The organism is Delftia sp. WSY_10 (genome assembly GCF_043104705.1).
Taxonomy (GTDB): domain Bacteria; phylum Pseudomonadota; class Gammaproteobacteria; order Burkholderiales; family Burkholderiaceae_C; genus Comamonas; species Comamonas tsuruhatensis.
In genome coordinates, this window is record NZ_JBICKY010000056.1 from 640,885 (window position 1) to 656,678 (window position 15,794).

The following is a 15,794-nucleotide window of genomic DNA, read 5'->3' on the forward strand; positions in this document are numbered from 1 at the left end:
TTGGATGTATACATTCACGCCATTCCATCCAGACAAAGCCCCATGAGCCCCCAGCTTGCCCCCGCCGCCTCCGAAGCGGAAAGCCACTCCCAGGTCATCAAGGCCCAGCTGCAACTGCGCGAGATGATTCTTGCGGGCGAGTTGCCCGCAGGCGAGCGCATTGCCGAGCTGACCGTGGTGCAGCGCCTGGGCATCTCGCGCACGCCGGTGCGCGCCGCGCTGATGCGGCTGGAGCAGGAAGGCCTGCTCGAAGCCATGGCCGGCGGGCGCGGCTACCGCGTGCGGCTGTTCTCCGAGGCCGATGTGGCCGATGCCATCGAACTGCGCGGCACGCTGGAAGGCCTGGCCGCGCGCTGGGCGGCCGAGCGCGGCGTGGCCGAGCCGCTGCTGGCGCAGGCCGGCCGCTGCCTGGATGCCATCGACCGCGTGTTGGAGACGCCCGACTGGGGCGATGAGGCCTTCTCGCGCTATGTGGCGCTGAACTCCGAATTCCACGACCTGCTGCATTCCATGGCCGGCAGCAGCGTCATGCAGCGCGAGCTGGAGCGCGTGGTGCGCATGCCCTTCGCCTCGCCTTCGGGCTTTGTGCTGGCGCGGGCCGAATCCCCGCGTGCGCGCCACAGCCTGATGGTGGCCCAGGATCAGCACCGCCAGGTGCTGGACGCCATTGCCGCACGCGAAGGCGCGCGGGCCGAGGCGCTGATGAAGGAGCACTCGCGCATCGCGCGCCGCAACCTGCGCGAAGCCGTGAGCGAGCCCGGCAGCCATGCGGTTCCTGGCGTGCAGTTGATCCGAGCCTGATTCGAGTCTGATCCGCGCTTGATCTGCGCTTGATCTGCCCTTGATGTGCGCCGGCGGCCTCGGCCGCCTGCGCCCCAGCCACCGCAGCGCCAAGGACTGCGGACCCCACCCATAAAGGAGACCCCCCATGAGCACATTCCCCAAGAACACCTGGTACGTGGCCGCCACGTCCGACGAGATCCAGGACAAGCCGCTGGGCCGGCGCATCTGCGGCGAGCGCATCGCCTTCTATCGCGCGCAGCACGGCATTGCCGCCGTAGAGGATTTCTGCCCGCACCGCGGCGCGCCCCTGTCGCTGGGCTTTGTCTGCGAGGGCAAGCTGGTCTGCGGCTACCACGGGCTGGAGATGGGCTGCGACGGCAAGACCATTGCCATGCCGGGCCAGCGCGTGCGCGGCTTCCCCGAGATCCGCAGCTATCCCGTCGAGGAGCGCCATGGCTTCATCTGGGTCTGGCCCGGCGACAAGGCGCTGGCCGATGCCGCGCTCATCCCGAAGCTGCCCTGGCACGACAACCCCGAATGGGCCTATGGCGGCGGCATGTTCCACATCCAGGCCGACTACCGGCTGATGATCGACAACCTCATGGACCTGACGCACGAGACCTATGTGCACGCCAGCTCCATCGGCCAGGCCGAGATCGACGAGACGCCCTGCAAGACCGAGACGCGCGGCGAGGGCGCCGATGTCGAGGTGGTCACCAGCCGCTTCATGAACGACATTCCCGCGCCCCCGTTCTGGAAGATGGCGTTGCGCAGCAACGGCCTGGCCGACGATGTGCCCGTGGACCGCTGGCAGGTCTGCCGCTTCACCCCGCCCAGCCATGTGCTGATCGAGGTCGGCGTGGCCCACGCAGGCCACGGCGGCTACGACGCGCCCGACGAGCACAAGGTCTACAGCATGGTGGTGGACTTCATCACGCCGGAGACCGAGGAGTCCATGTGGTACTTCTGGGGCATGGCGCGCCGCTTCAATCCGGGCGATGCCGAAGTCACCGACCGCATACGCGAGGGCCAGCACAAGATCTTCAGCGAAGACCTGCAGATGCTGGAGCTGCAGCAGCGCAACCTCAGTGCCCACCCCGACCGCAAGCTGCTCAAGCTCAACATCGATGCGGGCGGCGTGCAGTCGCGCAAGGTCATCGACAAATGGATTGCGCAGGAACAGCAGGCGGCGGCGGTGGCCGCAGCAGCGGCCCAGCCTGCCGCCGTGGTGGCCTGAGGCCGGCCATGGCCCGGCGCGCATCCAGGATCGGCGCCGGGGATGGGGTAATCTCGGCGGGCTTCAACCCCAGGGCCGCAAGGCCTGCCGCCACCGATGGTCCACTCCGCCTCCGATCCGCTTTCCATCGACCTCTACGACCAGCCGGGCCACCTGATCCGGCGCGCGCAGCAGATCGCGGCGCAGCTGTTCCGCGACGTGCTGGGGCCGGACGTGACGCCGGTGCAGTACGCCATCCTGCGCATGCTGCAGGAAAAGCCGGGTATCGACCAGGTGACGCTGGCGCGGCTGGTGGCGCTGGACAACTCCACCACGGCCGACATCGCGGCGCGACTGGAGGCCAAGGGCTGGGTGCTGCGCGAGATCCTGCCCCGGCGCCAGCGGCGCCTGACGCTCACGGCCGAGGGCGAGGCCATGCTGGGCGGCTTCGTGCCGAATGTGCACGAACTGCACAACCGCATGCTGGCCGCGCTGGAGCCCGAGGAGCAGGCCGAGTTCAAGCGCCTGCTGCGCAAGTTCGTGCAGTTGCACGACGCACGCGACGCCCTCGACGCTTCCTCATCCGACTGACAGCGGCCCGGCCGCCTCCGCGTCCGAGACTGCGCGGCCCCGCCTGATCGGGGAAATCCCGGTATCTGGCGCCGATTTTCATTCAGTAAACTGAATCACATTCAGCATACGTAATGATGTGCTGAGAACACAAGAAAGCTTCCACAGAGCTTCAACCCAAGGAGACCCACGATGACTGCCTCTACCCCTGTCCCATGGCTGCAGCGGCCTTGCGCCGCCGCATCGTCCAATTGCCCTTTGCGGGAGCTGCGGCCATGAGCGCCGACCTGCGTGCAAGCGTCGACCAGCGGCCCATGACGCGCTTCCAGTGGTCGGTCATAGCCCTGTGCATGGTGCTCAACATGATCGACGGCTTCGACGTCCTGGTCATGGCGTTCACGGCCTCGGCCGTGTCGGCGCACTGGCAGCTCAGCGGCGCCCAGCTGGGCTTTCTGCTCAGTGCAGGCCTGTTCGGCATGGCGGGCGGATCGCTGCTGATCGCGCCCTGGGCCGACCGGCTGGGCCGCCGGCCGCTGATCCTGGCCTGCCTGGCGCTCTCGGGCGTGGGCATGCTGGGCTCGGCCTTCAGCCAGAGCGCCACGCAGCTGGCGGCGCTGCGCGTGCTCACGGGCCTGGGCGTGGGCGGCATCCTGGCCTGCAGCAACGTGATCGCCAGCGAATACGCCTCGCAGCGCTGGCGCAGCCTGGCCGTCACGCTGCAGTCCACGGGCTATGCGCTGGGCGCCAGCATTGGCGGCTCCATCGCGGTGTGGCTGCTGGGGCGCCATGACTGGCGCGCGGTCTTCCTGTTCGGCGGCTGCGTGACGCTGGGCGTGCTGGTCCTGGCCTGGTGGCGACTGCCCGAATCCATGGACTTCCTGCTGGCGCGGCGCCCGGCCGGCGCGCTGCAGCGGCTCAACGCCCTGGTCGGGCGGCTGGGCCTGCCCGCATTGGCTGCGCTGCCGCCTGCCGCGCCCGCATCGGCGGGGCCGGCGCGGCGGGGCCCGCTGCAGCTGTTCGCACCGGGCCTGCGCCGGCCCACGCTGCTGGTCTGGCTGTCGTTCTTCGCGGTGATGTTCGGCTTTTACTTCGTGATGAGCTGGACGCCCAAGCTGCTGGCCGCCTCGGGCCTCACGCCCGAGCAGGGCGTGACCGGCGGCGTGCTGCTGAGCCTGGGCGGCATCCTGGGCGCCACCTTGCTGGGCCTGCTGGCGGCGCGCTATCCCGTGCACCGCGCGCTGGCCGGCTTCATGCTGGCCACGGCCGTGCTGCTGTGCTTCATCGTGAGCAATCCGGGTTCGCTGCTGCTGTCGTATGCGCTGGCTTTTCTGATCGGCGTCTTCGTCAACGGCTGCGTGGCCGGGCTCTATGCCATCGCGCCCATGGTCTATGGCGGCGAGGTGCGCGTGACCGGCGTGGGCTGGGGCATAGGCATAGGGCGCATCGGCGCCATCGTCTCGCCCATGGTCGCGGGCTCGCTGCTGGACGCCGCGTGGTCGCCCAGCCAGCTCTATGTGGGCTATGGCCTGGCCTTCGTGTTCGCGGCCTGCATCGTGTCGCTGCACCGGCTGCAGGGGCCCGAAGCCGGCAGGCCCGCAGCCACGGGCCGCACGCTGTCGGCGCATTGAGCGCGACTTGCAGACAAGAAGGAGAACCCATGACCGAATGCACCACCATTGCACCTGCCTCCACGCCTGCCTTCCCGCTGGACCAGTGGTATGTCGCCGGCTTTGCCTGGGAGCTGCAGGACGCGCCACTGGCACGCACCCTGCTGGGCCGGCCCGTCGTGCTGTTTCGCACGCCCGATGGCAGCGTCGCCGCGCTGGAGGACCGCTGCTGCCACCGCGAGCTGCCGCTGTCCTGCGGCACGGTGGAGGCGCGCGGCCTGCGCTGCGGCTACCACGGCCTGCTGTTCGACCGCGCCGGCCAGTGCCTGGAGATTCCGGGCCAGCAGCGCATACCGCCCAAGGCCTGCGTCAAGTCCTTCGACCTGCGCGAGCGTGACCAGATCCTCTGGATCTGGATGGGCGCCACACCCGATTCCGTGCCCGCGCAGGAGCCGCCCGCCTATCCCGTGCATGGCGATGCGCGCTACCGCTTCGGCGGCGATGTCTACCACTACGACGCGCCCTACCAGCTCATCCACGACAACCTGCTGGACCTCAGCCACCTGGGCTATGTGCACCTCAAGACCATTGGCGGCAACGCCGGCGTCCACATGAATGCGGAGCTGCAGGTCCGCCAGGAGGGCGACAGCGTCACCGTGCTGCGCTGGATGCCCGACTCCGACCCGCCGCCCACCTATGCGGCGGCCTGGCCGTTCGCGGGCCGCATCGACCGCTGGCAGGAAGTGGAGTTCCACCCCTCGCACGTGTGCATCTGGACCGGCGCCATGGACGCAGGCAGCGGCCGGCTCGACGATCCGCAGCGCGAGGGCTTTCACATGCGGGGATTTCACGGCGTGACGCCGGAGACCGAGCATTCGGCCCACTACTTCTGGACCATTGCCACCAACCCGCATCCCGACATGCAGGACACCACGCGCCTGGTGATCGACCAGACGGCCGCCACCTTCGAGGAGGACAAGGTCGTCATCGAGGCCCAGTTCCGCAACCAGCAGCGCTTTGGCGCGCGCCCCGTCATCGACATCCACGTGGACGCCGGCCCCAACCGCGCGCGCCGCGTGATCAGCCGGCTGCGCGAGGCCAGCGCCCGTGCGCTGGCGGCGGCCTGATTTTTCCGAACCCCTCCATTCCCACGTTTTTCCCATGCAAGCCAACCCCATCCTCCAGGTGCGCGTCGCGCGCAAATGCGCCGAGGCGCAGGACATCTGCAGCCTTGAACTCGTGCCGCTGGACGGCCAGAGCCTGCCCGCCTTCACGGCCGGCTCGCACATCGACCTGCACCTGCCCGGCGGCCTGGTGCGCCAGTACTCGCTGTGCAACGACCCGCAGGACACGGGCCGCTACGTGGTCGGCGTGCTGCGCGAGGCCGCCTCGCGCGGCGGTTCGGCCGCCGTGCACGAACAGGTGCAGGAAGGCCAGCAGATCGCCATCGGCGCGCCGCGCAACCACTTCGCGCTGCATGCGGGCCAGCCCGCACGGCATCTGCTGCTGGCCGGCGGCATAGGCATCACGCCCGTGCTGGCCATGGCGCGCCAGCTGGCGCGCGAGGGTGCCGACTTCGAACTGCACTACTGCGCGCGTTCGCGCGAGCGCATGGCCTTCACGGCCCTGCTGCAGTCCATGCCCTGGGCCGACCGCGTGCACCTGCATGTGGATGGCGAGGGCGCGCTCGACATGGCGCAGCTGCTGGGCGCCCCGCAGGCGGGCCTGCACCTGTATGTCTGTGGCCCACGCGGCTTCATGGACGCGGCCCTGGGCATGGCTCGCGCATCGGGCTGGAGCGAGGACCGCCTGCACTACGAGTTCTTTGCAGGCGAGGCCGTGCAGCGCGAGGGCGATGCCGGGTTCGAGATCGAGATCGCCAGCACCGGCCAGGTGGTGCGCGTGGCGCCCGAGCAGACCGTGGTCCAGGCGCTGGCCGGCATCGGCGTGGAGGTGCAGACCTCGTGCGAGCAGGGCGTGTGCGGCACCTGCCTCACGCGTGTGCTCTCGGGCGAGCCCGAGCACCGCGACATGTACCTGACCGAGGACGAGCAGGCCGCCTGCGACCAGTTCCTGCCCTGCTGCTCGCGCGCCAAATCCGCCCGGCTGGTGCTGGACCTGTAGCGCTGGACCCGGCCGGCCGGCGCACAATGAGGTTTTCCCCCAAGGCCCGCCCTGTGGCGGCGGGCGCCGCCTTCCTGCCATGCAACCTGCCCTGCTCGTCCTCAACTTCAATACCGAGGCCCATCTGCGCCAGATGGCCCAGGCCTTTCCCTCCTTCGACCTGCTCTACGCGCCCGACGCCAGCCAATGCGAGGCGACTCTCGCCGAGCACGGCGCACGCATACAGGCCGTGCTGACCATAGGCTCCATCGGCCTGTCGGCCGCGCAGATGCAGCGCATGCCCGCCCTCAGGCTGGTCTGCGCGCTGGGCGCGGGCTACGAGAACATTGATGTCGCCCATGCGCAGGCCCACGGCATTGCCGTGGGCAACGGCGCAGGCACCAATGACGACTGCGTGGCCGACCATGCCATGGGCCTGCTGATCGCCTCCGTGCGCGGCCTGGTGCGCCTGGACCGCGCCACGCGCGACGGCGTCTGGCGCACCGCCATGCCGCTGCCGCCCAATGTCTCGCACAAGCGCCTGGGCATCCTGGGCATGGGCGCCATCGGCGCCAAGATCGCCCAGCGCGCGCTGGGCTTCGAGATGGAGATCGGCTACCACAACCGCAGCCAGCGCAGCGGGCTGCCCCACCGCTACTTCGGCGACCTGCTGTCCCTGGCGCAATGGGCCGATGTGCTGCTGGTCGCCACGCCGGGCGGCCCGGGTACGCGCCATCTCGTCAACGCCCAGGTGCTGGACGCACTGGGCCCGCAGGGCCACCTGGTCAATATCGCGCGCGGCAGCGTGGTCGATACCGCCGCCCTGGCCGCCGCCGTGCGCGAAGGCCGCCTTGCCGGCGCGGGCCTGGATGTCTACGAAAGCGAACCCGCGCCCCCGGCCGAACTGCTGGACCTGGACGCCGTGGTGCTCACGCCCCATGTGGGCGGCTGGTCGCCCGAAGCCGTGCAGGCCTCGGTGGACCGCTTCATCGCCAACATGCGCTGCCACCTGGAAGGCCGCCCGCTGGTCTCGCCGGTCACGGCCTGAGGCTGGATTCAGCCCTGTGCCATCCCGGCAGCTGCTGCCAGGTGCAGCAGCCCCATGACCAGGCAGAGGGCCGAGGACACATGCCAGAAGCGGTCGCTGTTGTCCGGGAACCGCGGTTTCAGCCACGGAAAGGCCGCGGCCCGCGCCACCAGCACCAGGCCGGCCCCGGCCAGCACCGGGCGCATGAAGGGCAGGGGACCCAGCAGGCCCGCGCCTGCCAGCGCATACCCCGCCAGCAGCGACAGCACCACGCCGATGGCCGCCGACACCAGCGGCGGATACCAGTGCCCGGCCTCGGCCATGCGCGCCATGCGCTCGCCGGCACCCATGAGCCGCAGCCCACGTCCCCCCCAGACGATGCAGGCGAAGTGGGCCAGCGCGGCCGCCGTGTCGAACAGGGCGGCGGCCAGGGCCAGCAGTTGCACGCCCTTCACGGCAGGGATTCCCACGCGCCGGTGTGCTGATGCTTCTTCATGGTGTATTCCTTGGGATTTGCTGCAATGGCCGGCCACTGTAGTGCTTAAACTCCGGGCAGAAAACTCGCCTTGTGCTCAGGTTTTGCCGCATGCCCTCCCATACCTCCGCTACCACTGAATCCCAGAGAAGAAGACAGCCCGTACAGGCCCGTGCGCAGCGCACGCTGGAGGCCATTGTTCAGGCAGCAGCTCAGATTCTGGTCAAGGAGGGCGAAGCCGCACTCACCACCAATCGCATTGCCGAGCGCGCAGGCGTCTCCATCGGCACGCTCTACCAGTACTTCCCCGACAAGCAGGCCGTCTTGCGCGCCATGGTCGATGGCCAGCGCCTTGCGGCCGTCGCGGCCATCGAGGCCTGGCTGGAGCAGGCGTCGGAGCAGGGCCTGCCGCGCGAGGCCGTGGCGCGCGGCGTGGTCGCCTGCATCGTCGAGGGCTTTGCGGGCCGCACGCCCGCGCAGCGCAAGCTGGCGCGCTTTGCCTGGCGCCAGGATGGTGACGAGCGCATTGCCCTGTCCATGCGCGAGACCGCCGAGCGCATGGCCGCCCACCTGCAGCGCTGGGGCGGCCCCTCGCTGTCCTATGCGCGCCTTTACGTGGCCACGCGGGCCGTGCTGGGCACGGTGCGCTTTGCCTCGCTGGAGGCTTCGCCGCTGATCGCCTCGGGCGCACTGGAGGAGCTGCTGTGCGAGATGGGGGCAGATATGTTGCTGGGTGGCGCGACGGACGCGGGAGCCGCTGCCCGTGCCCCTGCCCCATAGGCAGCAGGGGCTGTGCCTGTGCCATTTCGCTGGACCGGCTTCGCAGCAAGGCATGCCTTGATGGGCGGGCTGAAGTCCTGGTCGTCCTTGCGAAGCAGGATGGCGAAAAAAAGGCCCCGCAGAGCGGGGCCTTTTGCTTCTACCGGAGTGTGCGATCAACCGATAGCATTCTAACGAGTTCGCGCGGCAATGGCTTTCTCCGCCACATCCACCAGGTCGGCGCCGACCTGCTGCTTCCACTTGTCGTAGACGGGGCGCGTGGCCTTGACGAAGGCTTCGCGCTCGGCCGGCGTGAGCTGGGTCACGGTCACGCCGTTGGCGGCCAGGTCCTTGAGCAGGGGCTTGTCGGCCTCGATCATGCCCTTGCGCGCGATCACGACCTGCTCCTTGGCGGCGTCCACGGCGGCCTGGCGCACGATGTCCTGGTCTTCCTTGGTCCAGGTGGCCCAGATGTCCTTGTTGACCACGAAGATCAGCGGATCGTTGATGTAGCCCCACAGCGTCAGATGCTTCTGGCCCACGGACTGCAGCTTGGCGGCCATGTAGACCGAGACGGGGTTCTCCTGGCCGTCCACGGCGCCGCTGGCCATGGCGGGCTGGGCATCGGCCCAGCTCATCTGCGTGGGGTTGGCGCCCAGCGCGGTGAAGGTGTCCAGGAACAGCGGCGAGCCCACGACGCGGATCTTCAGGCCCTTGAGGTCGGCAGGGGTCTTGATGGCGTGCTTGGAGTTGCTGATCTCGCGGTAGCCGTTCTCGCCCCAGGCCAGCGGCACCACGCCGGCCTTGTCCAGGCGCTGGAACAGGCGCTTGCCGGGCTCGCCATGCGTGAGCGCGTCGGCGGCCGCGTAGTCGGGCATCAGGAAGGGCAGGGCGAACAGGTTCAGCTCCTTGATCTGGGGCGACCAGTTCAGCGTGGAGCCCACGGCCATGTCGATCACGCCCTGGCGCAGCGCGCTGAATTCGCGCGTCTGGTCGCCCTGGATCAGGGACACGCCCGGGTAGAGCTTGATGTTGATGCGGCCGTTGGTGCGCTCGCGCACCTTGTTGGCCCAGATCTCGCCGCCCTTGCCCCAGGGAAAGGCCGTGCCCAGCACCAGCGACATGCGGTACTCGCTCTTGTACTTGGCCGGTGTCTGCGCCACTGCGGGAGCGGACGAAAGGGCCAGGGCCGCCGCTGCGGCCAGGCCGCTGGCGAGGAAAGTGCGAAGTTTCATTGCGAAGGTCTCCTTGTTGAATTTTTGGGAAATCAGTAGCCCAGGCGTGCTGGGAGCCAGAGAGCCAGCTGCGGGAAGGCGATCACGGCGATCATCACCAGGAACATGGCCAGCAGCATGGGGCCGACCCAGCGCACGGTGGACTCCATGCGCACGCCCGCGATGCGGCAGGACACCATCAGGTTCACAGCCAGCGGCGGCGTGAACTGGCCCAGCGCCACCTTGAGCGTGAGGATGACGCCGAACCACACCGGGTCCCAGTGGTAGTGCTGCATGATCGGCAGCAGCAGCGGCACGAAGATCAGGAAGATGGAGATGCCGTCCAGGAACATGCCCACGGTGATCAGCAGCAGGATCAGCAGCGCCATCACGCCGTACTCGCCCAGGCCCGATTCCACGATGGCCTTGGCCACCGGATCGATCACGCCCAGCGTGGACAGCGAGAACGCGAAGATGCCGGCCAGCGACACCACCAGCAGGATCACGGCCGACAGCTCGCCGGCCTCGCGCAGGATGGGATACAGGTCGCGCAGCGTGATGGTGCGGTGGATCACCATGCCCACGAACAGGCCGTAGAACACGGCCACCACGGCGGCCTCGGTAGGGGTGAACCAGCCGGCGCGCATGCCGCCCAGGATCAGCACCGGGGCGGCCAGGCCCCAGGAGGCCTCGCGCAGGCTGCGCCAGAACGGCGGGCGCGGCATGGACGATTCCAGCGCACCCATCCTGTGCCTGCGCGACATCCACACGGCCGGAACGATCAGCGCCACGCCGGCCAGGATGCCGGGGATCATGCCGGCCGCAAACAGCGCCGGCACCGAGGCGCCGGGCACCAGCACCGAGTAGATGATGAAGGCCACGGACGGCGGGATCAGGATGTCGGTGGCCGCGGCCGCGCCCACCACGCTGGCCGAGAAGCTGCCGGGATAGCCGGCGCGGCTCATGGCCGCGATCATCACGCCGCCCACGGCAGCGGCATTGGCCGGGCCCGAGCCCGAGATGCCGCCCAGGAACATGGCCACGGCAATCGCCACCAGGGGCAGCATGCCGGGGCCACGGCCCACGATGGCCACGGCGAAGTTCACCAGGCGCAGCGCCACGCCCGAGCGGTCGAAGATCGAGCCCACGAGCACGAACATCGGAATCGCCAGCAGCGGGTACTTGCCCAGGCCGGCATAGAAGTTCTGCGGCACTGCCAGCAGGCCGAACCACTGCGTGTCGGGGCTGGCCAGCGCGATGGCGGCCGCCCCTGCCAGGCCCAGGGCCGCGCCGATGGGCACGCCCAGGAGCATCAGGCCCAAGAAGGCGATGAAGAGCAGGGTCGCGATCATGGCGCCTTCTCCTCGTCCACGAAGGCGCCGGGGCGCCCCTGGCGCAGGAACAGTTGCAGCGCGCGCAGCGTGATCAGCGCCGAGCAGATGGGCAGCCACATCGAATACCACCACTGCGGCACGCCGATGCCGGGCGAGGTTTCCTCGAAACGGTAGTCGTCCCAGACCACGCGCACGCTCAGTGCGGCGATCACCGCGAACAGCAGGGCCACCATCAGCGTGCCGAAGCGCGCCAGGCGCTTCCTGCGCAGGGCGCTGCCGCCTTCGGCGAAGTATTCGATGCGGATGTGGGCGTTGCGCGCCACGGCCGCCGAGCCCGCGACCATGGCCAGCAGGATCATCAGGAAGACCGAGATTTCCTCGGTCCACGCGAAGGACGAGGAGGTGAAGTAGCGCACCAGCACATTGGCGAAGGTGATCAGGGCCAGCAGGGCCATGATGACCACGGTGAGCCAGTCCTCGATGCGCAGCGAACGCGGCTCGTCCGGCTGGGAAGGCGTCTCAGCGGCGCCGTTTTCGGTGGGAGGGGATGACATGGACGCGGGGAGTCAGAAAATTACACATGGCGGGGCAGATGCAGTCACTGAGCTTCCTCGGCGTCGTGTGCCGGGGGCCGTGAGGAAAAATGTCACATTGGGTAAATGCGGCGCAGCGCCATTATGTGCGCATACGAGCGCCGCATCAGATGGCGGTTTCCTCAGTGTGGCGGCCCATGCGGGACGTTGATACGGGCATGCCCCGGCGTGGAGGCACCGAGGAAGGGCCGCCCCGCACCGAGGGTGCCGTCCCCCTCCCGGAGAGAGAGGGGGAAGCGGCGTAGCCGCCCAGGGGGTGCCTTCCATCACAGCGGATAATGGCGGGCATGGAAACCAAATGGCTAGAAGATTTCGTCAGCCTGGCTGAAACACGCAGTTTCAGCCGCTCCGCCCAACTGCGGCATGTGACGCAACCTGCGTTCTCGCGCCGCATCCAGGCACTGGAGGCCTGGGCCGGCACCGACCTTGTGGACCGCAGCTCCTACCCGACCCGGCTCACGCCGGCCGGCAAGACCATGTATGACCAGGCGCTGGAGATGCTGCAGTCGCTGCAGAGCACGCGCACCATGCTGCGGGCCCATGTCAGCGCGGGCAAGGGCATGGTGGGGTTTGCCGTGCCGCACACGCTGGCCTTCACCTTCTTCCCGAACTGGGTCTCCAGCGTGCAGGCCAAGTTCGGGCCGTTCCGCAGCCGGCTGTTCGCGCTCAACGTGCACGACGCCGTGATGCGCCTGGTCGAGGGCGGCTGCGACCTGCTGATCGCCTACTTCCATCCGTCCCAGCCCTTCCAGCTTGACCCGGCGCGCTACGAGATGGTCAGCCTGGGCCATGAGGTGCTCGCCCCCTACGCCAGGCCCGACGCCGACGGCCTGCCGCTGCACCAGCTGCCGGGCCGCCAGGGCCAGCCGCTGCCCTACCTGGGCTATGCGCCGGGCGCCTACCTGGGCCGCGTGACGGAACTCATCCTCAAGGAAGCGGCCGAGGCCGTGCACCTGGAACGCGTCTACGAGACCGACATGGCCGAAGGCCTCAAGGCCATGGCGCTGGAAGGCCATGGCGTGGCCTTTTTGCCATTCAGCGCCGTGCGCAACGAGCTGGAGGCCGGCCGCCTGGTCAGCGCCGCACCTGCCGGTGACGACGGTTTCCGCATGGACATGGAAGTGCGCGCCTACCGCGAAAAACCCACCAGCAAGGATGCGCCCCAGGGCGTGGCCGGCGCGCTGTGGAACTTCCTGCTGGAGCAGGGCGAGACCATCGGCTGACACGCCAGGCGGCACTCATGAAGACAAAGGGGCTCTCGAGCCCCTTTTTGCTGCACGCTGGTGCATGGCAAAGCCCTTCAAGAGACCGACTTGGTGCATGGGTTATGCCTAGGGTAAACACCTATTATGCATGGCATGCATAAGGGTTTCTGCAAACGGCATTGGCTGTGCTGCCACGCCTGGCATTAGAGTGCGCGCACAGCAGCCACGCCGTGTGCAGGCCCCCAGGCGCGCTGGATCGGGCAAAAAACGCGTGCCATGGCACGGCAGTTGCTTACCTGAATCTGGCTGACGTGCTGGAAAGCCCTAGCACGTGTCGGTGCTCCAGCACCGTGCGTGATTGCACAATATGTGTCACATCGTTGATAGTTCGAGCCAGCCCACAAGGCGACTCGACCGTTCTCATCAAGACCGTTTTCGTTCTCATCTCAGGAGACCCGTATGAAGAAGCATTTGTTGGCCATCGCCGTGACCGCCCTGGCTGCAGGCAGCGCTTTTGCGCAGGCTGGCGACACCCTGGCCAAGATCAAGTCCTCCGGCGCCGTGACGCTGGGCGTGCGTGAATCCTCCGGCCTGGGCTATACGCTGGGCAATGGCAAGTACGTGGGCTTCCACACCGAGATGGGCGAGCGCGTGCTGGCCGACATCCAGAAGCAGCTGGGCCTGGCCAAGCTGGACATCAAGTACCAGCCCGTCACCTCGCAGAACCGCATCCCCCTGGTGACCAATGGCACCGTGGACATCGAGTGCGGCTCCACCACCAACAGCCAGGCCCGTCAAAAGGATGTGGCCTTCGCCGTGACCACCTATGTGGAAGAAGTGCGCATCGCCGTCAAGGGCAACTCCGGCATCACCGGCATCAAGGACCTGAACGGCAAGACCATCGTCACGACGACGGGCACCACCTCGGTGCAGACCCTGCGCAAGAACAAGCGCGCCGACGGCCTGACCTTCAAGGAAGTCATGGGCAAGGACCACGCCGACAGCTTCCTGATGCTGGAAACCGGCCGTGCCGACGCCTTCATCATGGACGGCTCCATCCTGGCCGCCAACATCTCCAAGTCCAAGGCACCTGCCGACTACAAGATCGTCGGCGAAACCCTGTCGGTCGAGCCCATCGCCTGCATGCTGCGCAAGGACGACCCCGCCTTCAAGAAGGCCGTGGACGACTCCATCAAGCGCCAGATCGCCGATGGCTCGCTGGCCAAGCTCTATGACAAGTGGTTCATGCAGCCGATTCCTCCGGCCAACGTGAAGGTCGGCCTGCCGCTGTCCGACGCCACCAAGGACGCATGGGCCAACCCCAACGACAAGCCCATGGAGTCGTACGAAGTCAAGTAAGCACCAGCTGAATGCCGCCCCTTCTGCCATGCGGTTGGAAGGGGCGTTTTTTGTTGCGGCGCCGTTTTTGCCGGTAGTGCATTTTTCAAGAATCTGAATAAAGAGGTGCTCCTATGAGTTGGGATTGGCAGGTGTTCTGCCAGGACACCATTACCCAAGAGGTCGGTCAAAGCTGCTTCGGCAAGAACGGCGACATCACCTACCTCGACTGGATGCTGTCGGCCTGGGGCTGGACCATTTCCGTGTCGCTGCTGTCGCTGTTGATCGCATTGATCGTCGGCTCGCTGATCGGCACGCTGCGCACGCTGCCCGACCGGCCGTGGATCGTGCGGCTGGGCAATGCCTGGGTCGAACTGTTCCGCAATATTCCGCTGCTGGTCCACATCTTCATGTGGTACCACGTGGTGCCGTCCATCTTCCCCGCGCTGAAGTCCCTGCCGGGCTTCGTGCTCGTGGTGCTTGCGCTGGGCTTCTTCACCTCTGCGCGTATCGCCGAGCAGGTGCGTTCCGGCATCCAGGCGCTGCCGCGCGGCCAGCGGTACGCGGGCATGGCGCTGGGTTTCACCACGTTCCAGTACTACCGCTACGTGCTGCTGCCCATGGCGTTTCGCATCATCATTCCGCCGCTGACCAGCGAGACCATGAACGTGTTCAAGAACTCGTCCGTGGCGTTTGCCGTGTCCGTGGCCGAACTGACCATGTTCGCCATGCAGGCGCAGGAAGAGACTTCGCGCGGCATCGAGATCTACCTGGCCGTCACCGGCCTGTACGTGGTCTCCGCCTTTGCCATCAACCGCATCATGGCCTTCATCGAGAAGCGCTCGCGCGTCCCGGGCCTGATCGCTGCCAGCGGCGGAGGACACTGACATGAACCTGCAAATCGACTGGTCGTTCTTCACCTGGGACCTGTTCAGCAACTTCGTGCTGAAGGGCCTGTACTTCAGCCTGACGCTGACCGTCATCGCCACCATCGGCGGTGTGCTCTTCGGCACGCTGCTGGCGCTGATGCGCCTGTCGGGCAAGAAATGGCTCGATGTGCCCGCCACGCTCTACGTCAACGGCATGCGCTCCGTGCCGCTGGTGATGGTGATCCTGTGGTTCTTCCTGCTGATGCCGCTGATCATCGGGCGGCCCATCGGCGCCGAGGTCTCGGCCATCATCACCTTCATCGCCTTCGAGGCGGCCTACTTCAGCGAGATCATGCGTGCGGGCATCCAGTCCATCCCGCGCGGCCAGGTCTTCGCGGGCCAGGCCATGGGCATGACCTATGGGCAGAACATGCGCCTCGTGGTGCTGCCCCAGGCCTTCCGCAACATGCTGCCCGTGCTGCTGACGCAGACCATCATCCTGTTCCAGGACACCTCGCTGGTCTATGCCATCGGTGCCTACGACATGCTCAAGGGCTTCGAAGTGGCCGGCAAGAACTACGGCCGTCCCATCGAATCCTATCTGGCCGCTGGCGTGACCTACTTCGTGCTGTGCTATTCGCTGTCCTGGGCAGTGAAGCGCCTGCACAAAAAGATTGCCATCATTCGATGAGCCAGCACCC

Annotated in this window: 16 protein-coding genes; 12 read left to right on the forward strand and 4 right to left on the reverse strand. The window is 67.6% G+C overall.

The window, feature by feature from the left end; genetic code table 11:
* Window positions 1–42 precede the first annotated feature (42 nt).
* The 7 genes from ACF8ML_RS25560 (at window position 43) to ACF8ML_RS25590 (ending at window position 7,327) form a co-directional block, all read left to right on the forward strand.
* Window positions 43–801 carry a GntR family transcriptional regulator gene (locus tag ACF8ML_RS25560; RefSeq protein WP_016451803.1) on the forward strand — a complete coding sequence of 253 codons (759 nt, stop codon included), beginning with the start codon at window positions 43–45 and terminating at the stop codon, window positions 799–801.
* 127 nt (window positions 802–928) lie between these two features.
* The gene (locus ACF8ML_RS25565; RefSeq protein ID WP_392408322.1) at window positions 929–2,020 is read left to right on the forward strand and encodes a Rieske 2Fe-2S domain-containing protein; all 1,092 of its coding nucleotides are present in this window, start codon (window positions 929–931) and stop codon (window positions 2,018–2,020) included.
* 96 nt (window positions 2,021–2,116) lie between these two features.
* Window positions 2,117–2,590: a MarR family winged helix-turn-helix transcriptional regulator gene (locus ACF8ML_RS25570; protein WP_016446419.1), complete on the forward strand. Its 474-nt coding sequence runs from the start codon at window positions 2,117–2,119 to the stop codon at window positions 2,588–2,590.
* A gap of 254 nt (window positions 2,591–2,844) precedes the next feature.
* Complete coding sequence (locus ACF8ML_RS25575) at window positions 2,845–4,197, forward strand: MFS transporter (protein ID WP_016451801.1); 1,353 nt, start codon at window positions 2,845–2,847, stop codon at window positions 4,195–4,197.
* A 29-nt stretch (window positions 4,198–4,226) separates the two neighbouring features.
* Window positions 4,227–5,303: a Rieske 2Fe-2S domain-containing protein gene (locus ACF8ML_RS25580; RefSeq protein WP_392408323.1), complete on the forward strand. Its 1,077-nt coding sequence runs from the start codon at window positions 4,227–4,229 to the stop codon at window positions 5,301–5,303.
* Between the two features lie 34 nt (window positions 5,304–5,337).
* Window positions 5,338–6,300 (forward strand): PDR/VanB family oxidoreductase, encoded by a 963-nt coding sequence (locus tag ACF8ML_RS25585; RefSeq protein ID WP_392408324.1) that lies wholly within the window; start codon window positions 5,338–5,340, stop codon window positions 6,298–6,300.
* 79 nt (window positions 6,301–6,379) lie between these two features.
* Complete coding sequence (locus ACF8ML_RS25590) at window positions 6,380–7,327, forward strand: 2-hydroxyacid dehydrogenase (protein ID WP_392408325.1); 948 nt, start codon at window positions 6,380–6,382, stop codon at window positions 7,325–7,327.
* Window positions 7,328–7,335: 8 nt separating this feature from the next.
* On the opposite strand, the gene ACF8ML_RS25595 is transcribed toward ACF8ML_RS25590, so the two are convergent.
* Entirely contained in the window at window positions 7,336–7,776 is a 441-nt protein-coding gene (locus ACF8ML_RS25595; RefSeq protein WP_392408326.1) for a hypothetical protein, read from the reverse strand.
* A 116-nt stretch (window positions 7,777–7,892) separates the two neighbouring features.
* Here ACF8ML_RS25595 and ACF8ML_RS25600 point away from each other — a divergent pair, with 116 nt between their 5' ends.
* On the forward strand, window positions 7,893–8,561 hold the full coding sequence (locus tag ACF8ML_RS25600) for a TetR/AcrR family transcriptional regulator (RefSeq protein ID WP_392408327.1): 669 nt from the start codon (window positions 7,893–7,895) through the stop codon (window positions 8,559–8,561).
* 170 nt (window positions 8,562–8,731) lie between these two features.
* Here the strand turns inward: ACF8ML_RS25600 and ACF8ML_RS25605 are convergent, their stop codons facing one another.
* Genes ACF8ML_RS25605 through ACF8ML_RS25615 form a run of 3 tightly spaced genes read right to left on the reverse strand, consistent with a single transcriptional unit; the run spans window position 8,732 to window position 11,642 of the window.
* On the reverse strand, window positions 8,732–9,775 hold the full coding sequence (locus ACF8ML_RS25605) for a DctP family TRAP transporter solute-binding subunit (RefSeq protein WP_016451795.1): 1,044 nt from the start codon (window positions 9,773–9,775) through the stop codon (window positions 8,732–8,734).
* Window positions 9,776–9,807: 32 nt separating this feature from the next.
* The gene (locus ACF8ML_RS25610) at window positions 9,808–11,106 is read right to left on the reverse strand and encodes a TRAP transporter large permease (protein WP_016451794.1); all 1,299 of its coding nucleotides are present in this window, start codon (window positions 11,104–11,106) and stop codon (window positions 9,808–9,810) included.
* Window positions 11,103–11,642, reverse strand: a complete 540-nt coding sequence (locus ACF8ML_RS25615) for a TRAP transporter small permease (protein ID WP_016450270.1) — start codon at window positions 11,640–11,642, stop codon at window positions 11,103–11,105. The genes ACF8ML_RS25610 and ACF8ML_RS25615 overlap by 4 nt, the downstream gene beginning before the upstream one ends.
* Before the next feature lie 326 nt (window positions 11,643–11,968).
* Here ACF8ML_RS25615 and ACF8ML_RS25620 point away from each other — a divergent pair, with 326 nt between their 5' ends.
* From ACF8ML_RS25620 to ACF8ML_RS25635, 4 genes are all read left to right on the forward strand, one after another.
* Window positions 11,969–12,904 carry a LysR substrate-binding domain-containing protein gene (locus ACF8ML_RS25620; RefSeq protein ID WP_016450271.1) on the forward strand — a complete coding sequence of 312 codons (936 nt, stop codon included), beginning with the start codon at window positions 11,969–11,971 and terminating at the stop codon, window positions 12,902–12,904.
* A gap of 441 nt (window positions 12,905–13,345) precedes the next feature.
* On the forward strand, window positions 13,346–14,245 hold the full coding sequence (locus ACF8ML_RS25625) for a transporter substrate-binding domain-containing protein (protein ID WP_016450272.1): 900 nt from the start codon (window positions 13,346–13,348) through the stop codon (window positions 14,243–14,245).
* 113 nt (window positions 14,246–14,358) lie between these two features.
* Entirely contained in the window at window positions 14,359–15,111 is a 753-nt protein-coding gene (locus ACF8ML_RS25630; RefSeq protein ID WP_016450273.1) for an amino acid ABC transporter permease, read from the forward strand.
* A gap of 1 nt (window position 15,112) precedes the next feature.
* The gene (locus tag ACF8ML_RS25635) at window positions 15,113–15,784 is read left to right on the forward strand and encodes an amino acid ABC transporter permease (protein WP_016450274.1); all 672 of its coding nucleotides are present in this window, start codon (window positions 15,113–15,115) and stop codon (window positions 15,782–15,784) included.
* Window positions 15,785–15,794 lie beyond the last annotated feature (10 nt).